This is a genomic window from Desulfobaculum bizertense DSM 18034 (genome assembly GCF_900167065.1).
GTDB lineage: Bacteria > Desulfobacterota > Desulfovibrionia > Desulfovibrionales > Desulfovibrionaceae > Desulfobaculum > Desulfobaculum bizertense.
This window is the reverse complement of the sequence record NZ_FUYA01000002.1, coordinates 269,151-291,094: the sequence shown is the minus strand read 5'-3', so window position 1 is coordinate 291,094 and position 21,944 is coordinate 269,151. Positions and strand designations below refer to the sequence as shown.

Below are 21,944 nucleotides of genomic sequence, written 5' to 3'. Positions count from 1 at the left end.
CTGGAGAGACATTCTTATGGAGCAGGATACCACCGAACGACGTCTAGAGCTGCATGGTGGGATATGGGGAGGCCTGGTGCCTCTGTTTGTCCTTGTGGGCGGACTGGTCTGGCTTTCTGTCGAGGAAATGGGCGGAACAAAACCGTTTTGGGCTTGCGGCTGGATGGCCATTGTTGCTGGCCTCTTTTTCGCAAAAGACAAAAAAGAATACTGTAACGCAGCAATGCGCGGCATTGGTGACAAGACGGGTATCGTCATCATCACTGCATGGCTTTTTGCTGGTGTATTCGGAAAACTGATGGTTGCAGGCGGGCTGGTTGATGGCCTGCTGTGGCTTGGAATGACGACAGGAGCGCAAGGCTCTGTCTTCGTTGTGATGGTTTTTGCAGCGGCGGCACTCTTTGCACTCGGCACAGGTACCAGCACAGGAACATGTATTGCGCTTGCTCCTGTTCTTTATCCGGCGGGCTGCTTTCTGGGAGCTGACCCTGCACTTTTGGCAACAGCCATTCTTTCTGGCGCGGCCTTTGGTGACAACCTCGCCCCGATTTCTGACACGACAATCGTTTCTGCCTTCACACAGGGCGCAACGATGCGCGACGTTGTGCGAAGCCGATTCCCGCTGGCAATGGTCGCTGCAACCTTTGCCATTGCTATTTTCCTGATTTTCGGTGGCGGCGGAACCTTGAAGCCTCTTCCCGAACTCCAGGCCCAGATGAATCCTTCTGGCGCTCTGATGCTGCTTGCACTTCTCGTGGTTGTCGGTTCTGCACTTTCTGGCCGACACATCATTGAATCGCTCATCTATGGTAACATTACCGCTGGTGCCATTGGAGTCATCACTGGTAACCTCAAGCTTTCGGCAATCTTCCACATTCCCGAAGCACGAGGCGTCTCTACCGGTATCATCCAGAATGGCATCAACGGCGTTGTTGGAGCCATCATCTTCGCCCTTCTTATTCTCGCAGTAACTCAAATACTGGTCGAAAGCGGGATTATGGCCCGGATTCTGCGCTTTGCAGAAAAATTCATTATCAACTCTGTGCGACAGGCAGAACTGTCCATCATTGGAGTGACAATCTTAGCCTCGATTCCCATCTCGGCTAACGCGCCCGCAGAGTTACTCGTCGGTCCAAGCTTGGTCAAGCCTATTGGCGAAAAATTTAACCTTGCCCCGGCACGACGTGCCAACCTTATGGATTGTGCTGTTTGCACCATCTTCTTCATTCTCCCTTGGCACATCGTCGTCGCAGCTTGGTATGCGGCAATTGTTTCCGCAGCGGAAGCATTCAACCTGAGTGTTCCGTCTATCTCCGCAGCGTTGCTGAACCCCTACTCATGGGCGTTGTTTGCAACATTGGTCTTCTCTGCCGTCACTGGCTGGAACCGCGCTTATGCGGCTCCAGACGAAGAAGTGCTCGTCTCAGAAGAAAGCTGCGAGGCCTAAGCACGAAGTCAGGGGGCCTCTGGCCCCCAACCAAATTTTACAAAGGATCATCCGCATAAAAATATTTCGCACCATCTATTCCCTCGGACACCTGTGTTTTTGATTGATACAAGAGAATTTCCCCATGATTCACTTGACATCTTTAGTCATATACATAGACGTCCAACATCCCTCTTCTTAGTAAAGTATAGCCCCTTGAGTCTTTTCAAGTGACTATACTTTACTGTATTTTATACGTTTATCACTGCGCGATTCATTCTCCCCACTCATGAGAATATCTTGCACTTTGTTTTTAAGATTTTAAACTAAGGCCCCAAATCCACAAAAAACACGCAGTGTGGACACTCGACAGCAACCCAAACTCTCGGTAACTGAATGAAATCATTCGAAACAAAACCCTTTGCCGTTATTTCTGATCCTTTTACTCTGGGAGCCACTATGAACGGTATCAAAAAACTCACATACAGCGAGCAGGTCGTTGAATATATCAAACAGGCCATCCTCAATGGAGAATTATCTCCAGGCGACCCCATAAAGGAAGTCGAGCTTGCTGAAAAACTAGGAATCAGCAGAGCACCAATCCGAGAGGCCATACAGGTACTCGCCCATGATGGACTTATTGATTCCAAGCCACAAAAGGCAAAAACTATTGTGGCGCTAACTGCAAAGCAGATTAAAGACAGTTACTTTACGGGTGGCGTTCTGGAAGCCGCTGCTGTCACAGAAGCTCTCCCCCTCTATACAGAAGAGGACTTTTCTACTCTGGAAAAAATTCTCCAGAAAATGGGGCACCTCGCCGAGGCTGGGGACCCTGACAGTGAACTTACCGAGCTTGATAACGCCTTTCATGGCATCTTGTTCTCCAAAATCGATAATGAGCTGCTGATCGATCTGTGTCGACGCTCCTGCCAGGGAATCTCAAAATTTTTGCTCTATCGCCACTGGGTCAAGCTGTTCCAACCCAAGATGATTTACGCACGACATAAAATGATTCTTGACGCACTCAAGGCGGGAAACCCCGCTCAGCTCGAAAAAATCATCCGCCAGCACTATATTGAGTCGGGTGAACAAATGGCACGCTTTGGCGTTGATGTCGCAGAAGAAGTCTAAGTTCCTCCTCGCTCCCAAAGAGTTTTTCCGAAAGCCCCACACCTCCACGTGTCGGGGCTTTTTTCATAAAAAAAGGGTCTCCATCTCGATGGAGACCCTCAACGTATTTTACATGGAGCCAGACGCTAGGCATTTAAAATGTAAACGCCAAAGCTCCATCGCGAGTATTTTTGGCCCGTAGTCCTCGCAATCTATAATTTCGAGATTTTTTCAAAATTTCGAGTTGAAGTGAAGTCGGATCCCCCGCATATATTAAAACATATTCTGCAATTCGGTTTCGAACAGGGCGGACGCTGACACTTTTCATCAGCGGCATATCTTCCATGCAGCTTCGTAATTCATCAACATCTCGCATTCTATCAAAACGAATTAAGCGAACGATGACCTTGGCGCCATTGTTAAATTGTTGATTCAACGTCTTATTTATCTGTCCAACAAATTTTTTCTGCACGTCTTCCAATGCATACTTATATGAATTCCGTTCAAGGAGTTCATCATCTGCCGAAACTTCAATACTTCTTTCTGGATCATTTTTTACAGTAAAAAGAGCATCAGAGGCATTCTTACTGTCACATGCAGCAATTGTAATGGTGGTTTTCATTCCCTTCATCTTTTCATCTGCAGGGAGTGTGTATTTTTGTTTTTTCACCTTTGCGAGCAAAACATAGCGAGCAGAAGACTCTTGAGCAGTCACAGGGAGCTCATTGTCCGAAAGGACTTCCATAAGCATTTCACGCAAGCGCTGATCTTTCGTATAAATAAAAAAGCTAGGGCGCCCAAGGCTCTCTTTCACAGCGGAGAGGGATGTTCCATTTTCTTTTTCAGAAACCCGAGCCGCTATTTCTACGACATATTGCCCATTCGCCACGTACTCTTTGATAACTGAATACTTTTCAACATGCCCCCGAGAAACAGCAGAAACTCCACTTCGCAAATTCCCGCCATCTTCAGCTGTTGACCGAGAAACTGTGCTGACGCCAAGATATTGTTCAACAGCATTTCGTAAAGCTTGCCCTAACGCAATCTGGCGAGCTTTCACCTGCCCAGACTGCAAGGATCCAAAGCCCTTAGCTTTTACCTCATTGGAGGAACTTATTTTATCCAATTCTCCATGAACAGCATTCCCCCGCTGCGTTACAGCGACAGCGACCCAGGTTTCCTTCTGGGATCGACCGCTTGCAACCTGTTCTGCACTTTTTAAAAAGGCATCAACATGTGTTGTCATTTGGGAAAAGAATGCCTCCGCACACTCATCCCCATTGCTCACAAATGTTGCCTGATCAGTTGAGGTCACCCGCTCCCCTCGCAAATACGCCCCCAAATGTTTGAGAGCATCCATGCGGGCCAGTTCAAGTGCTTTATGAGAATCGCCATTAAAGGCATGGCCAAGAGCAATCACGCCAACACCAGTTTGCGACGATTTTACGACCTGAATATCAGCTCCACGCTGATACATCCCTTGTGCTTTCTGCTGTAAAAAATCTGCGGCAAAGCTTGGCGTAATGCTGAGCAAGCAAATTAACATCGAAAATATAAAACGCATATTTTATCCTAAAAAAAAGGGGCAGCATCCGCTGCCCCTTCATTAAAGTTCTACCAATCAAAATCATCTGAGCCAGCGCCACCATACACTCCTGACTGAGCTCCAGCTCCTGTCTTTCGCTTCTGGGATTGCGTTGGAGCTACTGCCCGCCCAGCGCCTGCAGAACGCTTATCAACGGGCGTAGCCAACTGTTTTACCTTGACCTGTTGGCGTTTGGCTCGATTCACAGCGTCCACACCAGCCTGCTGCTTTGCAGCCTGAACTTTCTGATGCTTAACATCCATAGCTCGGGTCACATAGTTGCTATCCTGCATCTTTAACGCCTGCTTCGCAGAACTGCTACTCATTCCATAAATAGCTACATAAATTTTCTGACCAGAAATTGGATGAACCAACTCACGTCCATAAATTTTGCCCAATCCGCTAATGTGTCGATTTTCGATAGACTGTTTCAGCTTAGAAGCAAAACTTTCTACAGCAATGGTCTTATCTTTTCCATTTACGCTGTATGTTTTCAACATCTGCTCTGCTTTTTTCTGAGAAGAGACATCTGCAAACACAGCTGTTGCAACTTCTTTCTTTGCCATCAGTTCAGCAATGCCTCGTGCACGCTTCCACGTTGAAGAAGAGTTACCAACCGCAGCGGCAGAAATGCCTATAAAATGAATATCACCTTTATTATCTTTAAACTTACGACCGCCTGAAGCGGAGGCCCAATCCTGACTGGAAACCCACTGGGCTAAAGTCTTGGTTCCTGGGCGAGCATGCATTTCTTTTCCTTCCAAAAATGCCCGAACTGTTTTTTCGTTCGATTTACTCCACGCAAGAACTGTTGCGACTTCGAAAGCCTCCTCATCCTCATCCCAAGACTCATACTGAGCAACAGTGACTGCACCCAAAAGAGGCATTGCAGCGATTGTTGCTATCTTGCTTGAAAGTGTTTCCTGCTCCTGATCCTTAAACACAGCCATCTCCTGCTGAAGCTTTTCAAGTTCAGCTTGAGCTTCTGTGTATCTTTCCTTAATTTTCAGGAATTTCTTCTGCTTATCTGCAGCAAGTTTTCCAGAGCTGTACGTTTCATCAAGTTTTTTAATTGCCGCATCAAGAAGAGCCTTCACTCTATCCCGCACAGTGACGCCACGAAGAGCATCAGCTTCAGCCTTATCTACCTGCTCCAACAATTTAATTGTTGCACGGCGCTGTGCCTCAATCTTTCGATGCAGCATATCCACTTTCGCATTGAACTTCGCATACAGATCAGTACCAGGAGTTTCCGCCTGGTCCATAGCGCTCATTTCAGTATGAACATACTCAATAATTTCAGCTTTAGCACTCAGCGTGGCTTCCATTGTCTTCAAGGAACGCTTGATGAGAAAGCTGTCATCATAAGAGGGGTCTTCGGAATCAAATTTAGCAAGACCAACTGCAATAAAAACATTTTTGTCCGGGTTCCATCCCTGAAGAACTCCTCGACGAGCCAAAAAGTCATTTGCCTTTTGTTCAGCATTGGCCGCCTCAGGAACCTCGACCTGCTTAGGAGCCTCGACAAGGGCCTGAACTTCAGCCTCTGCCTGCTGATCTGCAGGATCCACAACAGCTTCTACCACAATCTCAACATCTTCCTCAGGCATAGCCTGAGGTTCTGCCTGCTGAACAGGCTCCGATGCAGGCTGAGCCGCTTCTGGCTCATATTCAACACCCCATGCACATGCCGCAGCCATAGCGACAAGACAGCATGCCAGACACAGCTGGCGTATAGCTTTGGTTAGAGACATTTCTATCCTTCCATAGTATTTTGAATTTTCTTATGTACACGGCCTAAAATACTTTTTACGGCCTTCATTTCATTGGGCTGAGCGAATGTTTCTGCTGCAAGTGCTGTCCACTTCCCCTGCTCCACAAAGCCAAGCTCGCAATAACACTCAGCGAGGCTTGCCAACGATTCACCTTTAAAGGGATCAAACATAAGCAAAAACTGATACACAGAAGCAGCATCCCGCCAATGTCCTTTCGCTTTAAAAAGCGCAGCAAGGTAATCCCAGCATGTCTGATTTGCAGGATTTTTTTGAAGTGCTCTGATCAAAAGGGGCTTAATTTGTGAAACTTCTGCCCCCTGTCGAAATAATTCTCGCGCCTCTTTAAATTCCTCTGAATCAGCTCTTGGAACAGAATCCCCCATAAAAAAGAAACCTGCGCCACTCAAAACAAGAGCAACAACATGTTCAGACGAAACATCTTCGGCATACGGAGTCACAAGCAAAAAACTTTCAGGACCAGACTCAGACCAGCTCTTTACAGCCTCTTTTCCCCACTGTGATGGGAATGCAGCATTTGCAAGCAACGCCACTCCTGCTGCCTCAGGACTTTTTTCGTTCTGCAACGAGTAAAGGAATCGCATGAGATCTGGATGTGCTGGAGCTTCTGCAAGTTTTTCGAGGTCAGAATCATTTATGTCTTTCTTATGCAACGCATCATCCCATCGTCTTTGCACAAGAACATTAGGAGATTGAGCATAGTTCACAAGGCTAAATTCTTCCTGCATGGGGGAAAGTGCAAAGCGAACGGCAAGAAAATCTACACCTAATTCGGTGAAAACATTCTTTAACTCTTCAAGGTCTTCGCTTGCGGCAAGCCCCTTCAAATAATCACGAAGAAGCAATTCAGAATTTTGCCTTTTTTTCAGGAATTTCTCTCGAGCCGCATAGAGTTCATGAACATCCCCAGAGAGAGCATATCTGTAGTTTTTCCCCACAGGTCTATTCTCTGTCACAGAGACATTCATTTTACGCAGCTCAACCTGCCCCGCTGTAGATTTTGAATAGAGGGCAAGACGCTCATCAAGCGCAGAGGGAACACCCTTTTTTTGAACCTGTTGTTCTAAAGCTTCGGAGAGTGCCCATCTTGAAAAGACCTTTGGGACTTCCAGCATTGCCCTCATTTCTAGGGTTCGCCGAGGCTCCCCCTCCCAAGCCTGGACAACGACAATGAAAAAATCATCCTGGTCGATGTACACGCCCGTATCTGTGTCAGCAAAATGAGCCTGGTATATTGTCCCCCGATCAAACGCGTCTCGAGCACAAGCCTCTTGACTCCAAAACAGCAAGCAGCTGAATCCCACCAATAAAAGCAGCATATGCCGACGTTTCATCCCAACTCCAATACAAGAAAAGGAAGAGGCAAAACCTCTTCCTTTACACACTAATCTTTGTAGTTCTTCTCCCATTCAGGAGGAAGAGGCATACCCGCAGACACCGCGAAGACTTCGTGGCGAGCAAGGAATGTTGGATTCTTTTTTACCTCTTCGATAAGACTCTGTAGCTCAGAATCTTCGTTCCATTTAATGATTTTCCCTGAGCATTTATGAGCTCCAGGACTCACCTCACCAACAGCGAGAGGAACATCTACTCCCATATCTTCGGTATACAAAATCACAGTCTGTTTCCCCATGAACCCCTCTTCTTTACCTCGGTCAAGACCAAAGCGGGAGCCACGGATACCGACAACCTGCGCACCAATAGGGAGTTTGTTACCCAAACGGTTACCCAAAACCTTCAGGGCATTTATAGAAGCCTGATTCAAAGCATCTTTTGTGCCTTTCTCCATATCAAATCCACCAAGGATCTTTCCTGAAGGAAGGCGCACAAAAGTACGCTTTGCTCGGCCTTCTACATAGTCAGCTTCAATAATTTCATCCGTTTCAACATCAATAAGCTGATAATCAACACGGACAATAAATACCGATTCATTGTGGTCGACACGCTCATACTCTTCTCGTGCAGTTGTGACACCACCAAAAAGCGTATAATCAGCATTCAGCCCATGACCAAATCGCATACGGGTTGAAGCATCAGTCAAGCCAAGATCTTGGAAACGCTTTTCCGCCATCTTTGCTTTTTGTCCACCATGACGAGAAACAATAGTAAAACGCTTCAGCTTACTAATTTCTGTTTCCAGAGTTGTGGAAACGGTTTCCACAGGAACAGAGTCATAGTGATCAGAGTCCTTCTGAGGGAAGAAGTAAACGCCAACAACTAATCGCTTATAGTTCCGCTGAGAATAATTTGCAGGAAGCTCAACAGCTTTGTCATCATCTAAGAAGTCATCTTTGCTGACAGAGTGCAACGTAGGATCAATCTGAATTGCTCCACCTCTACTCGAAACACAACCAGCAACAAGACTCGTCAACATGAAGAGAGCTGCCACAAGCAAAACAACTTTTCTCATGACTAGCGTCCCTGATAGCTACGAGCCATTTCCAGAGAATCTTTGTATTCCTTCAACCAAGCCAAAGCCTTCGTTGTGAACACAATCTGATCCTTGGAGTGGGACAAGCTGGAACTTACACCGCCGAGCTTAAAGGGGTTGGATGCCAAAGAAGAAGGATCAAGAGACGTCAAGCCTTCCTCAAGCTCCAAAGCTACTGCAGCATATTTTACAACAACTTCAAGGCTATCAATTTCATTATTCACATAAATTTCATAGTCTTTCTTGTCCTGGCCTTCCAAGGCATCAAGTTCTTTTTTAAACGTCTCTTCACCTTGGTTTTCACGAACGGTTTCAAGCTTCATTGCAACCTGGCAATGCTCTGTCTGCTCAACCGTTTTGTCGAGGATTTCGCAGGTCGTTCCATAAAGATCAGCAACGCCTTTCAGCGTCAAATCAGCGGGAGCATTTTCGACAGACTCAAAGCCTGCATCAGGGCGCTCTTCCTGGAACTCAGTCCAAGCAAGCTGCTTCTGCCCCATGCCATCCTCGACCTTAGAATTTCCACCCATGCAACCAGTGCAGAGCAACGCAACCAAACATCCCAAAATAAATTTCTTCATTATAACTATCCCCTTAGTGATAAAAAATATGTAAAGCCCATTATCAATATTTTATTTAAAAATAAACTCTTATTTTATTTATTTTTAAATATATTTTAATTTATATTACGCTCTAAAAATTTGCAGGTTTTCTCTATATTCATCCTTAAAAAACAGATTTTCTATTTTACTTTTACTTTTTTCTCCTTACAAAAGCACAACTCTTCATTTTACATATGCATTTTCTCATGTCGGGGCTTTTTTCATAAAAAAAGGCGAGCCAAAGCCCGCCTGATTCATTACATGCCACTGCTCTTCTCGCCTCTTGGGGAAGCTCATTTTCACAACAGCATCTGTCTTATTTGCTTCTTCTGGTCAGCATTAACTTGCCCGTAGGATTTTCTCCAGTTTCTCCACTTTTTCTGGAATCAGGCAAATCGTGACATCACCAGTGTCGTCCCCATCTCCCCCAACAGGACAAAAACGAAACAGCGTGAGACCCAAAAGGTACTTTCTGTTTCGATCACCGGTATACACCGAGAACTGCACCTTCTGGTAGACACCTATACGGTCATTATTCTTCATTTCCCCAATGTACTCATCCAGATAGACCTTATCCTCCGGAATCGCTTCACCAAGCTTTCGCCCCTTTTCAACTAACTCCAGCAAGCTCTCCAGAGGCACATCAAACTCTATCTTGAACTCTTCATTCCAACATGAGAGCAACACTTTTCCGCCCTCAATTGCGCGCAAATCAAGGTGCGACTGCCCATCAAAATTCTCCGTACCATAGCCCGTCAGAGAAAGTGGCTTATCTGACGGCAAGCCTTCCCCCATACACCCAGCACTACACACCACAAAGCACATCATAAACATCCACAGTACAGCTTTCTTCACGCGTTCATCCTTTCAATAAAAAATCTCAAAATGCCCCAATACGCAGTGAAAATTTAATTTGTCAACACCTTTACAATTACGACCCTTTTACTTCCTCTAAAAATGATCCACGCTGCCTCTTCATCACTCGCCACCACATCAAGCAACACTTTGGATATAAAAAAGCCCACCGGCACAGGCCAGTGGGCTTTCTGAGGAAACAGAAGATGCTGTTTTGTAGGGGCTAAAAAACATCCCTGTCCGCAAGCGACACTGCTATCGCTTTTCCTCGTCTTGAGGTTCGTGTGAAACGTGGTATCCGGTAAACATGCCCTTGATGAGGGACAGGGCATGGTCTCCTGTTGAACTCAAGTAGATATGAACAATCAGGAAAATTCCAAAACCAACGGCCAAGACATAATGCACAGTTGCTGTCAGCCAGCGTCCGGGGAACCCAAACACTGTATCAGGTGTCAGCTCTGGGAAAAACATCCAGATACCAGACAGAATCAGCAAAGGCATCATGAGGTACATCAACGGAAGGTACGCAGCCTGCTGCAAGGGGTTAAACTTCTGGGAACGCGTCACCCGGAACGGATGGGCCTCTCCACGGAAAATACCCCACAGGTAGAAACGAGCCTGCAAGTACCAGCGGACAATCAGTCCCCGAGGATTGGGAATGTACTGCTTAATGTTCCCTGTCACCAGTGCCATAAGGACAAAGACGGCATAGTTGGCAACAAGCAGGCAGCCCGCAATGTCATGCAGTCTTACGCTCAGTGCAAAATCAAGGGTTCCGGCAAGCCCGGCAAAATGCAGGCTCATACCCGTCACCAGCAGGACCACAAAGAGCAGCGCGTTCATCCAGTGCCACAGACGAATGTGCAGGTCATACACGTACTCGCTGTGCGGTGCTCCAGCATGCCCCTGACGCTTGCGACTGCTGAGGTATCGAAGTCCACCATGCAGCACGAGGGCAAAGAGCGTTGCGAGGGCCAGATAAAATGCCCATGTATCCAGAACAACATTTCGGGTTGCGCCGATCACATAGGAATCCTTGAACAGTCCGTTATTGATGAAACCAAGGGCGTTGGGAATCATGTTTGCGGCAACTTCGCTCTTTTTCAGCGGAGCAAGCTTCTTCAAAAGAGAAGCATCGTCAAACAGACCTTTCCCAAGGAATTTCCCACCAAAATCTGCATCAGTTGGTTCGGAGTGCATACGATGCGTCAAGATAGACTCTTCGCTATGGCACGCAGTGCAGTCCTTCAGGGACTCTTCTTTCGGCAGAATGCGGTGCATGTCGGCGGACTTGGCCGGAGTGTGACACTCAATACAGCGAACCGCAGCAAAATGCTCTGCCTTGTTTGGCAAGAAGTCGTGAGACAGATCCTGCTCCCACACTTCTTTCCCGGAAAGAGCCTTGTACCCTGTCAAATCAGTGTGACACTTCAGACAGGTGTAGTTATCAAAACGAACCTGATCCATACTCGGCTTTGTCGCGACAGTGTTTTCCATAACATGCGCATTGTGACATGAGGTACAGGAAAACTTGTCGCCAAGCTGCTTGGCATGGAAACTCTGAGAATACGACGAGTTAATATCAGAAAAATATTTACCGTGGCAGTCCACACAGGTCTTTGCGCCCTGTGCAGAAAGCTTGTGTGGGGCTTCTGTAAAGTCCTCTTTTGTCCCAGCTCCAGGATGGCATTCAACACACGCCAACCCTCGGTGAACGCTTTTGGCAAAACGCTTGGCAGGCACATACAGCTCAAGGGAAGCTCCCCGCTCTGTACGCGGGGCAATGTCCTCATCTCCATGACATTTAAGACACGAGGCATTTGTTTCCTGAACTGGACGTGGCCCGGCAAGCGCTGGCACAACAGCGAGCAGGCACAAAAGAAGGGGTAAAAAGACCCCGGCAGCTACTCTGCGCATTGATTATATCCCCTGTTCGGTGTTGGGTGACAGATTTCTGCCGTGACCTACTTCTTAAAATTCTTGTACTTAAAGGGATGGCAGGTATTACAGTAAACTGTGGATTCCTGATGCTCCTTGTGGCAGGTCGTACACGGTGCATCAATTCCATAGTGCGGAGAGTTGTGAGGATTGTGGTCAAGATCAGCGGTCAGCTGGGCAACCTGCTCACGAGTTCCATGACATTTCAGGCAATTCCTGTCGTCTGGAGCCTTGGTTGGATTCACCGCACCATGACACAGCTCACAATTCGTCCCATTCTGGTGCACTTTCCGGTGATATTCTTTCACCGTAGGCTTCCCCAGCTTGGAATTCATCCACACCTTGAGGTTTTCTGTAACTCCGGGAACATGCGCGACCTTTGGAGAGGTACCCTGCTGTCCGCCGTCTGCAAACGAGGGCGCAAGAAAGCTGCCAAAAGAAACAGCAAGCATCAGGGCACACAAAATGGCAGTGTGCTTTTTCATGGTCGTATCCTGTGACTTAGTTAAAAAAACAGCCGCGGCGGCTGGGGCTGAAACCACCCGCCGCGGACTTGGTGCATGGAGCTCAAAGACTACCTGTTATATGCCTTCAGGAAGTCATGGGAATCCTGAATGTCAGGAGTAAAGGGGCGGTCTTTTTTAACAAAAGAGACCTGTTTACGGTATGCCGTAAACATTGCGCCAGTACCCTTACCAAGAGCAATCTCACCTTCGCGCTTGCGCAGATCAATTGCCTGGGCAGCATGGAACAGCTCAAGACCGTAGATGTAGTAGAGATTATCCACCATCTTGGAGAGACGGTCTGCGACACGCATGGAGTTTGTTCCTGTGTCTTCGATGTTACCAGCGAGCGGGATGATGTCCTGAGAGACAGGGTTAGCCAGCTCACGGTTTTCCGCATCCAGAGCCACAAAAGGCTTGCCAATGGCGCCAAAGTTAATGGCAACATCATCAGCAGCAAGGAAGCGGGACAGGTGAGTAAAGTGCGGGTCAACAAGTCGCAGGCAACGCATGGCAGCGTTACGGGAGACATGAGACAGGGCAATGCCGAGGTTCTCCAGCTTGAGCACAACCGGAAGAGGCTCAAAGTTGGAGGTCGGGAAGATCGCACCCTTGATGTGACCAGCGTCGAGGTAATACTTCGCAACCTGAGCAGGAGTGTTCTTTGCAGGCTCGATTCCCACAACAACGGCAGGGTTGTCGTCGGAGGAATTGACCTGAACAGTCCACTTGCCAATAGCGTCGTGAAGAGCCTCAAACGCAGCACCAAATGTGTAGACACCAGTACGGTAGCTCAGCGGGTCCTGAAGAGCACGGCCCTTGGCAGGTGCCCACACGTAGCTTCCTTCCAGCTCATCACGCAGGACGGAGGATGCCTGAGCAAAGCAGGAGAAAGGACGAACGTCGTTAACGGGCTTCAGGAAAGGAGCCACATTACCGTTCAAACCCTCAAGAGACAGGCCAAAAACAGCAGGAGCAACATTCATGAACTGCTTTGCCTCGTTCAGGGCAAAAGCAGCTTTGGCCATAGCAGGAGAGTTGGTGCTCAGGATAGACAGAGCATCCTTGCCAGAAGGCTTCAGCGCTTTCAGGCCTGCCATCTTGAGAGCTTCTGCGCCAGAGACGCGCTTTCCCTTATAGTCAGCCTTCCACTCGCCCATCATTACAAGGCCGATGTGAGGGGCAATGGTGATGTCGCATTCGCCAACACTACCACGGGACGGGACAACAGGGAGAAGATTCTTGTTCAAAAAGTCTTTGTACAGCTCTGCAACGTACGGCTGGGCACCAGTGCGGCCAGCAAGCAGAGTGTTCAGGCGGATAGCCATTGTTGCACGAACAACGCGGGCTTCCATGTCCGGGCCAACGCCAGCGCTGTGTGCGCGCAGGGCGTTCACGTTGAACTGCTCGGAAAGTTTCAGGACTTCAGGGCTCAGGGTCTTTTTTCCGCTCTCATCAGTGTGGAAAATAGCCTTGTCCTTGTTCAGGCCAACGCCAACGGTCAGGCCATACACGGGGCGACCTTCGGCAGCGAATGCCATCAGAAGTTCACGGGCGTCCTTCACCCGCTTCATGGCGGTAGCATCCAGTTCGACGGTCGCGCGACCTTCTGCAATATCAATAAGCTGATCCAGCTTCAGATTCTGTCCATCAAGTGTCACAGTCTTCTGTGCTGCCCAGGCGGCACAGCTCAAAAGCTGCATGGCGGCTACACACAAAACGGTAGCCATAATCTTACGAAAACATGTCTGTCTCATCGTCAATCCTCTCATTCTTTTTTTCATTCCGACCCAGCCTCAATTCTGCCAGCGGAGACTTCAGGAAGCCCCTCCCCCGCAAGCACGGCTCAGTTATGCGGAACGCTTTCCTGCATTTCTACCTGCGATTCGGCCAATAACCAGTGTTTCTGCAACTGCGCAGCTGCCCAGACGGCTTGCGCCGTGAGGACCACCAGTGACCTCGCCCGCAGCAAACAGGCCCTCAATGGGCTTGCCTGTTCGCATGTGCATGACATGCCCGTGCGTATCAATTTCGACGCCGCCCATTGTGTAATGGACCTTTGGCCAGCAACGCACAGCGTAAAACGGTGCCTTATCAAGCGGAATAGCGCGGCCCATAGGCTTGCCGAACTGCTTGTCTTCACCTGTTTTCACAGCCTCGTTGTACATCGCGACCTGCTCTTCCAGCCCTTCAACAGGCATTCCGAAGTGCTTGGCCAAGTCGGCAATCGTATCAAATTTCCAGGCGACATTATATTTCAGGCACGCCTTCAGGGTCTGTGCCTTTTCTGCGCCTTTGGCCGTACAGAACACCACGGGATACACAGGCTTTCCTGTTTCGTCCTGTCTGGTCAAAATAGCCTCTGCACGTTCCTTTCGGTCACCGAGTTCGTTCACAAAGCGCTTGCCAGTACGAACGTCGACCATGATGCCCATCGGGAAACCTGCAATGGTGTTGAACTGGGACACCATGCCAAAGCCCTTCTCATCAGGAGAAGACCAGGGGCCAAGCTGAATAAGATCAATCTGAACCGGAGAAGCACCAACCCCAAACATGGCCTGCATGCTTTCGGCGGTTGCACCGGGGTGATTTGTGCTGTCCACACGCTCATCAAGACGAGGGTTCTGCATCATGCGGAAACGGCGGTCCTGCGAGAAGCCACCAGAACACATGACAACACCACGTTTGGCGCGGAACTCGCGGAATTCACCAGACTCTTCGTTTGGGAATTCATAGCGATCTTTGACGCGGATACCGATCACGGCGTCATTTTCGTCCAGAATGAAGTCTTCAAATTTGCAGCGGTTGCGGAACGCAACGCCAAGATTCGCCGCACTTTTGCGCAAGGGGCGAACAATGCCAGCACCAGAGCTGATTGTGGTCTGGAGCGTCCGGGGAACGCTGTGCCCACCAAAGTGCTGGAGGAAAGGCTTAAACTTCACGCCGTGTTCCAGAGTGAACTCGTACGCACCACGAGTACCTGCGGCGACGATTTTCAAAAGCCCCATGTGATTCAGACCACGGCCAGCTTTCAGCATGTCCTGAACCATCAGATCAACGGAGTCCTTCACGCCTTCCTTTTCCTGAAGGGGAGAACCAGCAACAGCGAAAGCTCCACCGTTAATCGTCGAGTTGCCGCCAAACACGGGCATCTTGTCCACAACGAGAACAGACGCGCCTGTTTTGCGGGCTTCGATAGCTGCGGCCATTCCGGCAAAGCCACTGCCAACAACAATAACGTCGTATTCCTTATCCCACCGGCCAAGGGGAGCACGTGACTTTTCAACTGGGAGGTCGTTTTTATTCTCTCCACCGGTGCAGCCAGAAAGTGCGCCCACAGCAAGGCCACCAGCCAGAAGCGCTCCGGTGCGCAGCACTTCGCGGCGAGACTTTACTGAGCCAGCATGTGCAGAACGTTTTTTTTCGGTCTCTTTCATATCTACTGAAAGCTCCTTCCTTGCGAAAATACTTCGCGATCTCTACTCATTCCCGCTCGCCCCATGACAAACGGCCTCTTCCCATAGGCAGAAATCGTGCCAGCATTCACAATGAATAAATTCAACAGCTTAAGTTTTCGTTCTCTCTGTAACTGCGAAATATCGCAATTGACAGCCGCGATATTTCACACTACTGCGACATATCCCAAAATTTTACACCACCGACAGTTATGGACACAAATATTTTTTTCCGACAGGCCACGCTCCGCATCTGCGGCAGTCTGGACATAGACAAGGCCCTGTTTCAGTGCCTTGATTTTCTCAAACAGCACATCCCGGCAGATGGCATCTACATCAATATTTTTCAGCCGAAGCGCAAAGCCATCCGCTTCATTGCCCGTGCAGACGAAACAGAAAGCACAGCAATGGACACGGTGGTGCCTATTACTGATGAAATGTGTGCGGCCCTAGAGTCTCCTCACCGCCCACGTATCCGAATCATTAATGACATCACCGAAGACCCCACGACCAGCCGGGTTGCAGGCTCTGTCTTCAAAGGCCGCATCTCCATTCTGCTCATGCGCCTCAACATCAACGGCAAACATCTTGGTGTCGTTGGTCTCTATGCACATGGTCTCAACCGCTTTTCCAGCGAGCACGGTGCCCTGCTCAAACTGCTTCACAAGCCCTTTGCTCTGGCAACGGCTTTTGCCCTGCGGCAACTCAACCTGCGCAAAACCAACACGCAGCTCAGCCAGGAAAACCAGTACCTTCGCGAACAGCTTTCTGGCGGCTCCAGAGACGGTGCAATCATTGGCAGCCGTGGCGGACTCCAACAGGTCATGATGCGTGTGGCGCAGGTTGCGGGACTTTCCAATACAGTTCTTCTGCTTGGTGAAACGGGGGTCGGAAAGGAAGTCATTGCCAATGCCATCCACAACAGTTCTCCGCGGGCAACCGGGCCATTCATTAAGGTAAACTGTGGAGCCATTCCGGATTCGCTCATCGATTCAGAGCTGTTTGGACATGAGAAGGGGGCGTTTACTGGCGCGTCTTCAACCAAGAAAGGTGTTTTTGAACAGGCAGACGGAGGAACGCTTTTCCTCGACGAGATTGGAGAACTTCCGCTCTCTGCCCAAGTACGACTTTTGCGCGTTCTACAAAGCCGTCGCTTTGTTCGTGTTGGCGGCACAGAATCCCGTCAGGTCGACATCAGAATTATTTCTGCCACCCATCGTTCTCTGGAAGACATGGTCTCAGAAGGCAGCTTTCGACAGGATCTCTGGTTCCGGCTCAATGTTTTTCCTGTGACCATCCCCCCACTGCGCAAGCGCTCACAGGATATTCCAGAACTGGTTTCATGGTTTATTTCCAAAACCAGCCGCCGCCTTGGGCTTGCGGGTCTCCCCAATATTCCCAAGGCAGAGATGGACAGACTCATTTCTTACACATGGCCGGGCAACGTCCGAGAACTGGAAAACTGTGTTGAGCGAGCGATGATCCTTGCCGAACACAATGAGCTTAAATTTGACTGGCTCTCCCCGCAGCTCCACCATGCTCCAATCCCTGTTCCCGAAGAACAGCCCGCGGGCAGTGACTGCCTGACAATGGAAGAGGCCATGCGTCAGCACATTCAAAGCGTGCTGCAAAAAACAGGGGGCAAGGTCCATGGCCCAAACGGTGCGGCTCGCATTCTGGACATAAACCCCAGCACACTGCGTAGCCGCATGAAAAAGCTCGGCATCACCAGCTAGCACTCTGACCTGCATCCTTTGCAGAAAAAAAACGGAGCCGTGACCAGATTCACAGCTCCGTTTTTTATACGCTCTTACAGAAAGACCGCCCTACCGCCTTTTTCTCAACGCTCACAAGAAGACAAGGGACACAAAATTCTCTATCCTTTAGGATGAAAGCTTTGCCCTGAAAGGAGTTTTTATGATTTTTCTTATCATCATCTCCATTGTTCTTGCGCTGTTATCAATATACATTGGCTGGCGCATGATCCCGCCCCTAGGCTGGGAACCACGCTGGAAAACCGTGGCATGGATCTTTGTCTTTACACCTTTGCTTTTTGCCCCAGTCGAGCTGTTCATTCTCTCTGCAGGAGACAGCGGACTCTGGGCTGATTACGCACGGTTTGGCATCTATGCCCTCATCAGCGTTTTCTCACTCATTTTCTTTTTGCTCCTTGTTCGGGACCTGAGTTTTGCACTCCAAAAATTCACCCTGACGTGCACATCCCTGCTCGGGGCAAAAAAGCCTCGCACACCACAAAAAGAACCAAGACATGACCCTGAACGCCGTCAGTTTCTGACCAATGCACTCAACGGCGGCATCATTCTTCTGGCAGGAGGTCTTGCTGGCTATGGAGGCTTCGAAGCCCTGCGACGCCCAGAACTCCTTCGAGTTGACGTCCCCATTGCCAAACTCCCCAAGGCTTTTCACGGCTTCACCATCGCGCTTCTTTCGGACCTGCACATCAATCGCCCACGCAGCACTGACTGGCTCTGGGGCATCGTCAATATGGTTAACGCCACAAAACCCGACATCGTCGCGCTCACTGGCGATCTCTCGGACAGCATAGCCTCGCGGGTCCGCAACGAAGTTGCCCCATTAAACAAGCTCTCAGCCCGATATGGGCGCTTTTACGTAACAGGAAACCACGAGTACTACACCAATGCAGAAGACTGGATAGCAGAACTCAAGCACCTTGGTTTTACAGTGCTCATGAGTGAACATACCGCCATAACCCACGGCACTGACCGCCTCCTCGTCTGTGGTGTTCCAGACATATCTGGTCCCAAGTATTACCCAAATCACATTTCCAGCCCCAGCCTCGCACAGAAAGGAAGCCGGGAATCAGACGTCAAAATCCTTTTGGCGCACCGCCCGCAAAGCGTTTATGAAGCTGCCGATTCCAACTATGACCTTCTTGTATGCGGGCATACCCACGGCGGGCAGTTTCTCCCGTGGAAATACGCTGTTGACCTCGCCCAACCGTTCCTGTCTGGCCTGCACAAGGTCAAAAATACACACATTTACGTCAGCCGGGGCACTGGCTACTGGGGTCCGCCCATCCGGCTTGGCGTTCCCTCAGAGGTGACTCTCCTGACACTTATTCCGGCCTAACCAGCCCTTTTGCCACAACGAAAAAGACCCGCCACGCTGTGACGGGTCTTTCAGTTCTACAGGCAGACAGGGTGACATCGGAATATGCGCCAACACACTGTTGGGAAGTCCACCTGCGTTTCCAGAACTATTTATAGTACTGCGCAACATGGGCCTCAATTCGTGCCCGGGATGCGCTAACTCTTTCGGTCAGGCTCTTGCGGTATGCGTCAAGATCAGCAATTGGCGCCTTGGCCACACCAGTATCCATTGCAGCCTTGGCTACTGCCGGGGTCTCCCACTCCAGCACACGCGGGTCCAGAGGGGTCGGAATGACATAATCAGGTCCAAAGGACATTTCCCGACCGCCATACATGGCACAAATGCTTTCCGGTACGGGTTCCTTTGCCAGATCAGCAAGAGAATGGGCCGCAGCAATCTTCATCTCTTCATTGATTTCCGTGGCCTGAACGTCCAGCGCTCCTCGGAAGATATAGGGGAAGCCAGAAACGTTGTTGACCTGATTGGGATTGTCCGAACGGCCAGTACCCATGATACAGCGGGGAGATGCTTCCTTTGCATCAGCATAGCTGATTTCCGGATCGGGATTCGCCATTGCAAAGATAATCGGGTCTGGAGCCATAGAGGCCACCATATCCTTGGTCAGCAGCCCACCAACAGAAAGCCCAAGCATCATGTCTGCGCCCTTGATGACTTCGGCAAGACTTCCGTGGTCCTTCTTCTGGGCAAAAATTCTGCTCACCTCTTTCACGCCGGGGCGCCCTTCATAAATCAGGCCCTTGGAGTCAAACATAAAGACATTGCCGGGGTCCACGCCAAGAGACACATAGAACTTTGCGCAGGCAATACCCGCAGCACCGGCCCCAACAATGACAACCTTGAGATCTTCTGGACGGCGGTTTGTGATTTCACAGGCATTCAGAAGTCCAGCGCCAGAAATAACTGCCGTTCCATGCTGATCGTCATGGAACACCGGGATGTTCATTTCCTTTTTCAGACGCTCTTCAATGTAGAAACACTCAGGAGACTTGATGTCCTCAAGGTTAATACCGCCAAAGGTCGGCTCCATTGTCTTAACAACTTCAATAAGCTGATCTGCACTTTCGACCTGAAGGTTGATGTCATACACGTCAATGTCGGCAAAATTCTTAAACAGAATGCCCTTGCCTTCCATGACGGGCTTGCCAGCCAGCGGACCAATGTTGCCTAGCCCCAGAACCGCAGAGCCATTGGATACAACCGCAACGAGATTAGAACGTCCCGTGTACAGCGCGGCCTTTGTCTCGTCTTCGGCAATAGCCTTACACGCCTCTGCCACACCCGGAGAATATGCTAGAGACAAATCTTTTTGGTTGATGCACGGTTTGACGGGAATGACTTCTGTTTTCCCTCGGCGGGGAGCTTCATGGTACGCAAGAGCTTCTTCTTTTGTAAAAAGGGCCATTCTATTTCTCCATCATGTCAAAAAGTTGCAAAGTTGGCACAGCTGCCATCAGCGTGCAGGCTAGATAAACAGCTTGATAAGCGCAGTTGCCAAAATCAGCATGAATGCTCCACCAATACGGGATGAGATCTGAGCGAACGGCATCAGTCCCATACGCTTCGATGCAGAGAGCACCGCAACATCACCGGTTCCGCCCATATTCGCCATGCACAGACCGCCAGTAATTGCCGCTTCAACGGGGTAAAAGCCAAGCAGCATTCCAATTAAGCCAGAGCCAATAATGGCACCGATAACGGTCATGGCGACCAGAATCACATACTGAATGGTGAAGGCATCGAGCACTTCCTGCAGGTTGGTGTAGGCGATACCAATGCCCACCAGCAGGGCTGGGGTCAGTGCTGTCATGACAAAGCGGAACCACTGGAAGGCACACTTTTCATACTTGTGCGGCATCAGTCCAAGAGCTTTGACCACGCCAACAGAGATAATCATCAGTGCATAGGAATGAATCGGGATAAAGGAGCCAAGGAGCTTGCCCCAGACAAAAAAGGTTGTTGCGAGCAGCAGACCAATGCCCATGGACTTGTAATCAATGTCCCCGGCATAGGAATTCTCTTTCTCAGACTCAGCTTCCTGATTCTTCAAAAGCTTTCCCTGGCCAGAGAGCTTGGAGGACACTTTTCCAAGACGGTGCAGGAGTCCACCAGCAACAATGGCAAAAGCGTTACCAAGTGCGAGGGCCGGGACCATTTTTGAGAGCATGGTTCCAACATCAACGTGCAGGGAACTTCCAAAAATCTGGGAAAGCGGAACAGCACCCGCCCCCATACCGCCGCCCATAATTGGGAGGGCAATGTACAGCACAGCCTCTGTGAAGCCATAGCCAATGAGCATACCCACAGTGCCACACAGCAAAAGTGCCGCAGAAACACCACCCAGAATAACAGGCAGATAGCGAATTGCAGCCTTGATGAGGAGCTTGCGGTCCATGCCAAGGATGGAACCACAAATCAGAGCCGCAATGTAGAAGCTCAGAAAGCCCTCTTTTTTCATAAAGCTGGTGATAATTTCACCAACACGAACTGGCAGGATGCCGTAGCTCAGCAGGGCTGCAGAGCCAAAAATAATCAGAATTGGACCACCACCAAAGTAATCCTTCACGATTGGAGTCTTGTCACCAATCTCCCCAAGCACGGCGCCGAGTATCATCATCAGCGGAAAGGCCCCAACCATTCCTCCGGGAAGTACCCCTGCGTACGTGCTCACAAAAATAATGACAGAGAAAAGACAGAAGACCGTAAGCGACATGCCCATTATCCGGTAGCCTTCTTTCATCCCTGTGTTGAGTTGAAGAGCTTGAGCGTTAGCCATTTTTCCCTCCTGTAAAGATGCTCCAGCCCAGACAATGCAAGCCATGCAGAGCCTTCTTCTGAGCTGTGTACTTCCCCTTGAGCAGAAGTCATGCCAACGACACTTCTTTAATTTTTTTCAATAAATCCAATATATTAAAAAATAACAGCAATTCTAAACAGCAGTCCCCTGTCTTTCTTTTCAAGACAGTTCTGCAAAATGTTTTTTTTCACTGAACAGTCAACCAAGCCCAATTCTCACCAAGCCCCGTCAATCTCAGCGGCTTTTTGCGCACAAAAAAAGAGTGTCCTCAAAAAAAGGACACTCTCAGGATTTCAATC

At 49.4% G+C, this 21,944-nt stretch carries 16 protein-coding genes; 4 read left to right on the top strand and 12 right to left on the bottom strand.

Features of this window, described 5'->3' with window-relative positions; genetic code table 11:
- Positions 1–16: 16 nt before the first annotated feature.
- Together B5D23_RS04220 and B5D23_RS04215 are read left to right on the top strand one after the other, a co-directional pair.
- On the top strand, positions 17–1,447 hold the full coding sequence (locus B5D23_RS04220; protein WP_078684158.1) for a Na+/H+ antiporter NhaC family protein: 1,431 nt from the start codon (positions 17–19) through the stop codon (positions 1,445–1,447).
- Positions 1,448–1,822: 375 nt separating this feature from the next.
- Entirely contained in the window at positions 1,823–2,557 is a 735-nt protein-coding gene (locus B5D23_RS04215) for a GntR family transcriptional regulator (protein ID WP_234985065.1), read from the top strand.
- A 133-nt stretch (positions 2,558–2,690) separates the two neighbouring features.
- Here B5D23_RS04215 and B5D23_RS04210 read toward each other — a convergent pair whose 3' ends face one another.
- From B5D23_RS04210 to B5D23_RS04165, 10 genes are all read right to left on the bottom strand, one after another.
- Positions 2,691–4,100, bottom strand: a complete 1,410-nt coding sequence (locus B5D23_RS04210) for a hypothetical protein (protein ID WP_078684157.1) — start codon at positions 4,098–4,100, stop codon at positions 2,691–2,693.
- Positions 4,101–4,150: 50 nt separating this feature from the next.
- A complete protein-coding gene (locus tag B5D23_RS04205; RefSeq protein ID WP_078684156.1) occupies positions 4,151–5,875 on the bottom strand; it encodes a hypothetical protein in 1,725 nt (574 codons plus the stop codon).
- A gap of 2 nt (positions 5,876–5,877) precedes the next feature.
- Complete coding sequence (locus B5D23_RS04200; protein WP_078684155.1) at positions 5,878–7,248, bottom strand: tetratricopeptide repeat protein; 1,371 nt, start codon at positions 7,246–7,248, stop codon at positions 5,878–5,880.
- A 50-nt stretch (positions 7,249–7,298) separates the two neighbouring features.
- The gene (locus B5D23_RS04195; RefSeq protein ID WP_078684154.1) at positions 7,299–8,324 is read right to left on the bottom strand and encodes a hypothetical protein; all 1,026 of its coding nucleotides are present in this window, start codon (positions 8,322–8,324) and stop codon (positions 7,299–7,301) included.
- 2 nt (positions 8,325–8,326) lie between these two features.
- The gene (locus tag B5D23_RS04190; RefSeq protein WP_078684153.1) at positions 8,327–8,926 is read right to left on the bottom strand and encodes a hypothetical protein; all 600 of its coding nucleotides are present in this window, start codon (positions 8,924–8,926) and stop codon (positions 8,327–8,329) included.
- Positions 8,927–9,286: 360 nt separating this feature from the next.
- On the bottom strand, positions 9,287–9,802 hold the full coding sequence (locus B5D23_RS04185; RefSeq protein ID WP_078684152.1) for a hypothetical protein: 516 nt from the start codon (positions 9,800–9,802) through the stop codon (positions 9,287–9,289).
- Between the two features lie 255 nt (positions 9,803–10,057).
- Positions 10,058–11,719, bottom strand: a complete 1,662-nt coding sequence (gene phsC / locus B5D23_RS04180; protein ID WP_078684151.1) for a thiosulfate reductase cytochrome B subunit — start codon at positions 11,717–11,719, stop codon at positions 10,058–10,060.
- 47 nt (positions 11,720–11,766) lie between these two features.
- Positions 11,767–12,225: a cytochrome c3 family protein gene (locus B5D23_RS04175; RefSeq protein ID WP_078684150.1), complete on the bottom strand. Its 459-nt coding sequence runs from the start codon at positions 12,223–12,225 to the stop codon at positions 11,767–11,769.
- An 89-nt stretch (positions 12,226–12,314) separates the two neighbouring features.
- A complete protein-coding gene (locus tag B5D23_RS04170) occupies positions 12,315–14,000 on the bottom strand; it encodes an HAL/PAL/TAL family ammonia-lyase (RefSeq protein WP_200803622.1) in 1,686 nt (561 codons plus the stop codon).
- Positions 14,001–14,093: 93 nt separating this feature from the next.
- Entirely contained in the window at positions 14,094–15,680 is a 1,587-nt protein-coding gene (locus tag B5D23_RS04165; RefSeq protein WP_078684148.1) for a flavocytochrome c, read from the bottom strand.
- Positions 15,681–15,910: 230 nt separating this feature from the next.
- On the opposite strand from B5D23_RS04165, the gene B5D23_RS04160 reads away from it, so the two are divergent.
- Both B5D23_RS04160 and B5D23_RS04155 read left to right on the top strand, forming a co-directional pair.
- The gene (locus tag B5D23_RS04160; protein WP_078684147.1) at positions 15,911–17,434 is read left to right on the top strand and encodes a sigma 54-interacting transcriptional regulator; all 1,524 of its coding nucleotides are present in this window, start codon (positions 15,911–15,913) and stop codon (positions 17,432–17,434) included.
- Positions 17,435–17,615: 181 nt separating this feature from the next.
- Positions 17,616–18,809: a metallophosphoesterase gene (locus B5D23_RS04155; RefSeq protein ID WP_078684146.1), complete on the top strand. Its 1,194-nt coding sequence runs from the start codon at positions 17,616–17,618 to the stop codon at positions 18,807–18,809.
- Between the two features lie 127 nt (positions 18,810–18,936).
- Here B5D23_RS04155 and B5D23_RS04150 read toward each other — a convergent pair whose 3' ends face one another.
- Together B5D23_RS04150 and B5D23_RS04145 are read right to left on the bottom strand one after the other, a co-directional pair.
- Positions 18,937–20,253: a malic enzyme-like NAD(P)-binding protein gene (locus B5D23_RS04150; protein WP_078684145.1), complete on the bottom strand. Its 1,317-nt coding sequence runs from the start codon at positions 20,251–20,253 to the stop codon at positions 18,937–18,939.
- 60 nt (positions 20,254–20,313) lie between these two features.
- The gene (locus tag B5D23_RS04145; RefSeq protein ID WP_200803621.1) at positions 20,314–21,624 is read right to left on the bottom strand and encodes a 2-hydroxycarboxylate transporter family protein; all 1,311 of its coding nucleotides are present in this window, start codon (positions 21,622–21,624) and stop codon (positions 20,314–20,316) included.
- Positions 21,625–21,944 lie beyond the last annotated feature (320 nt).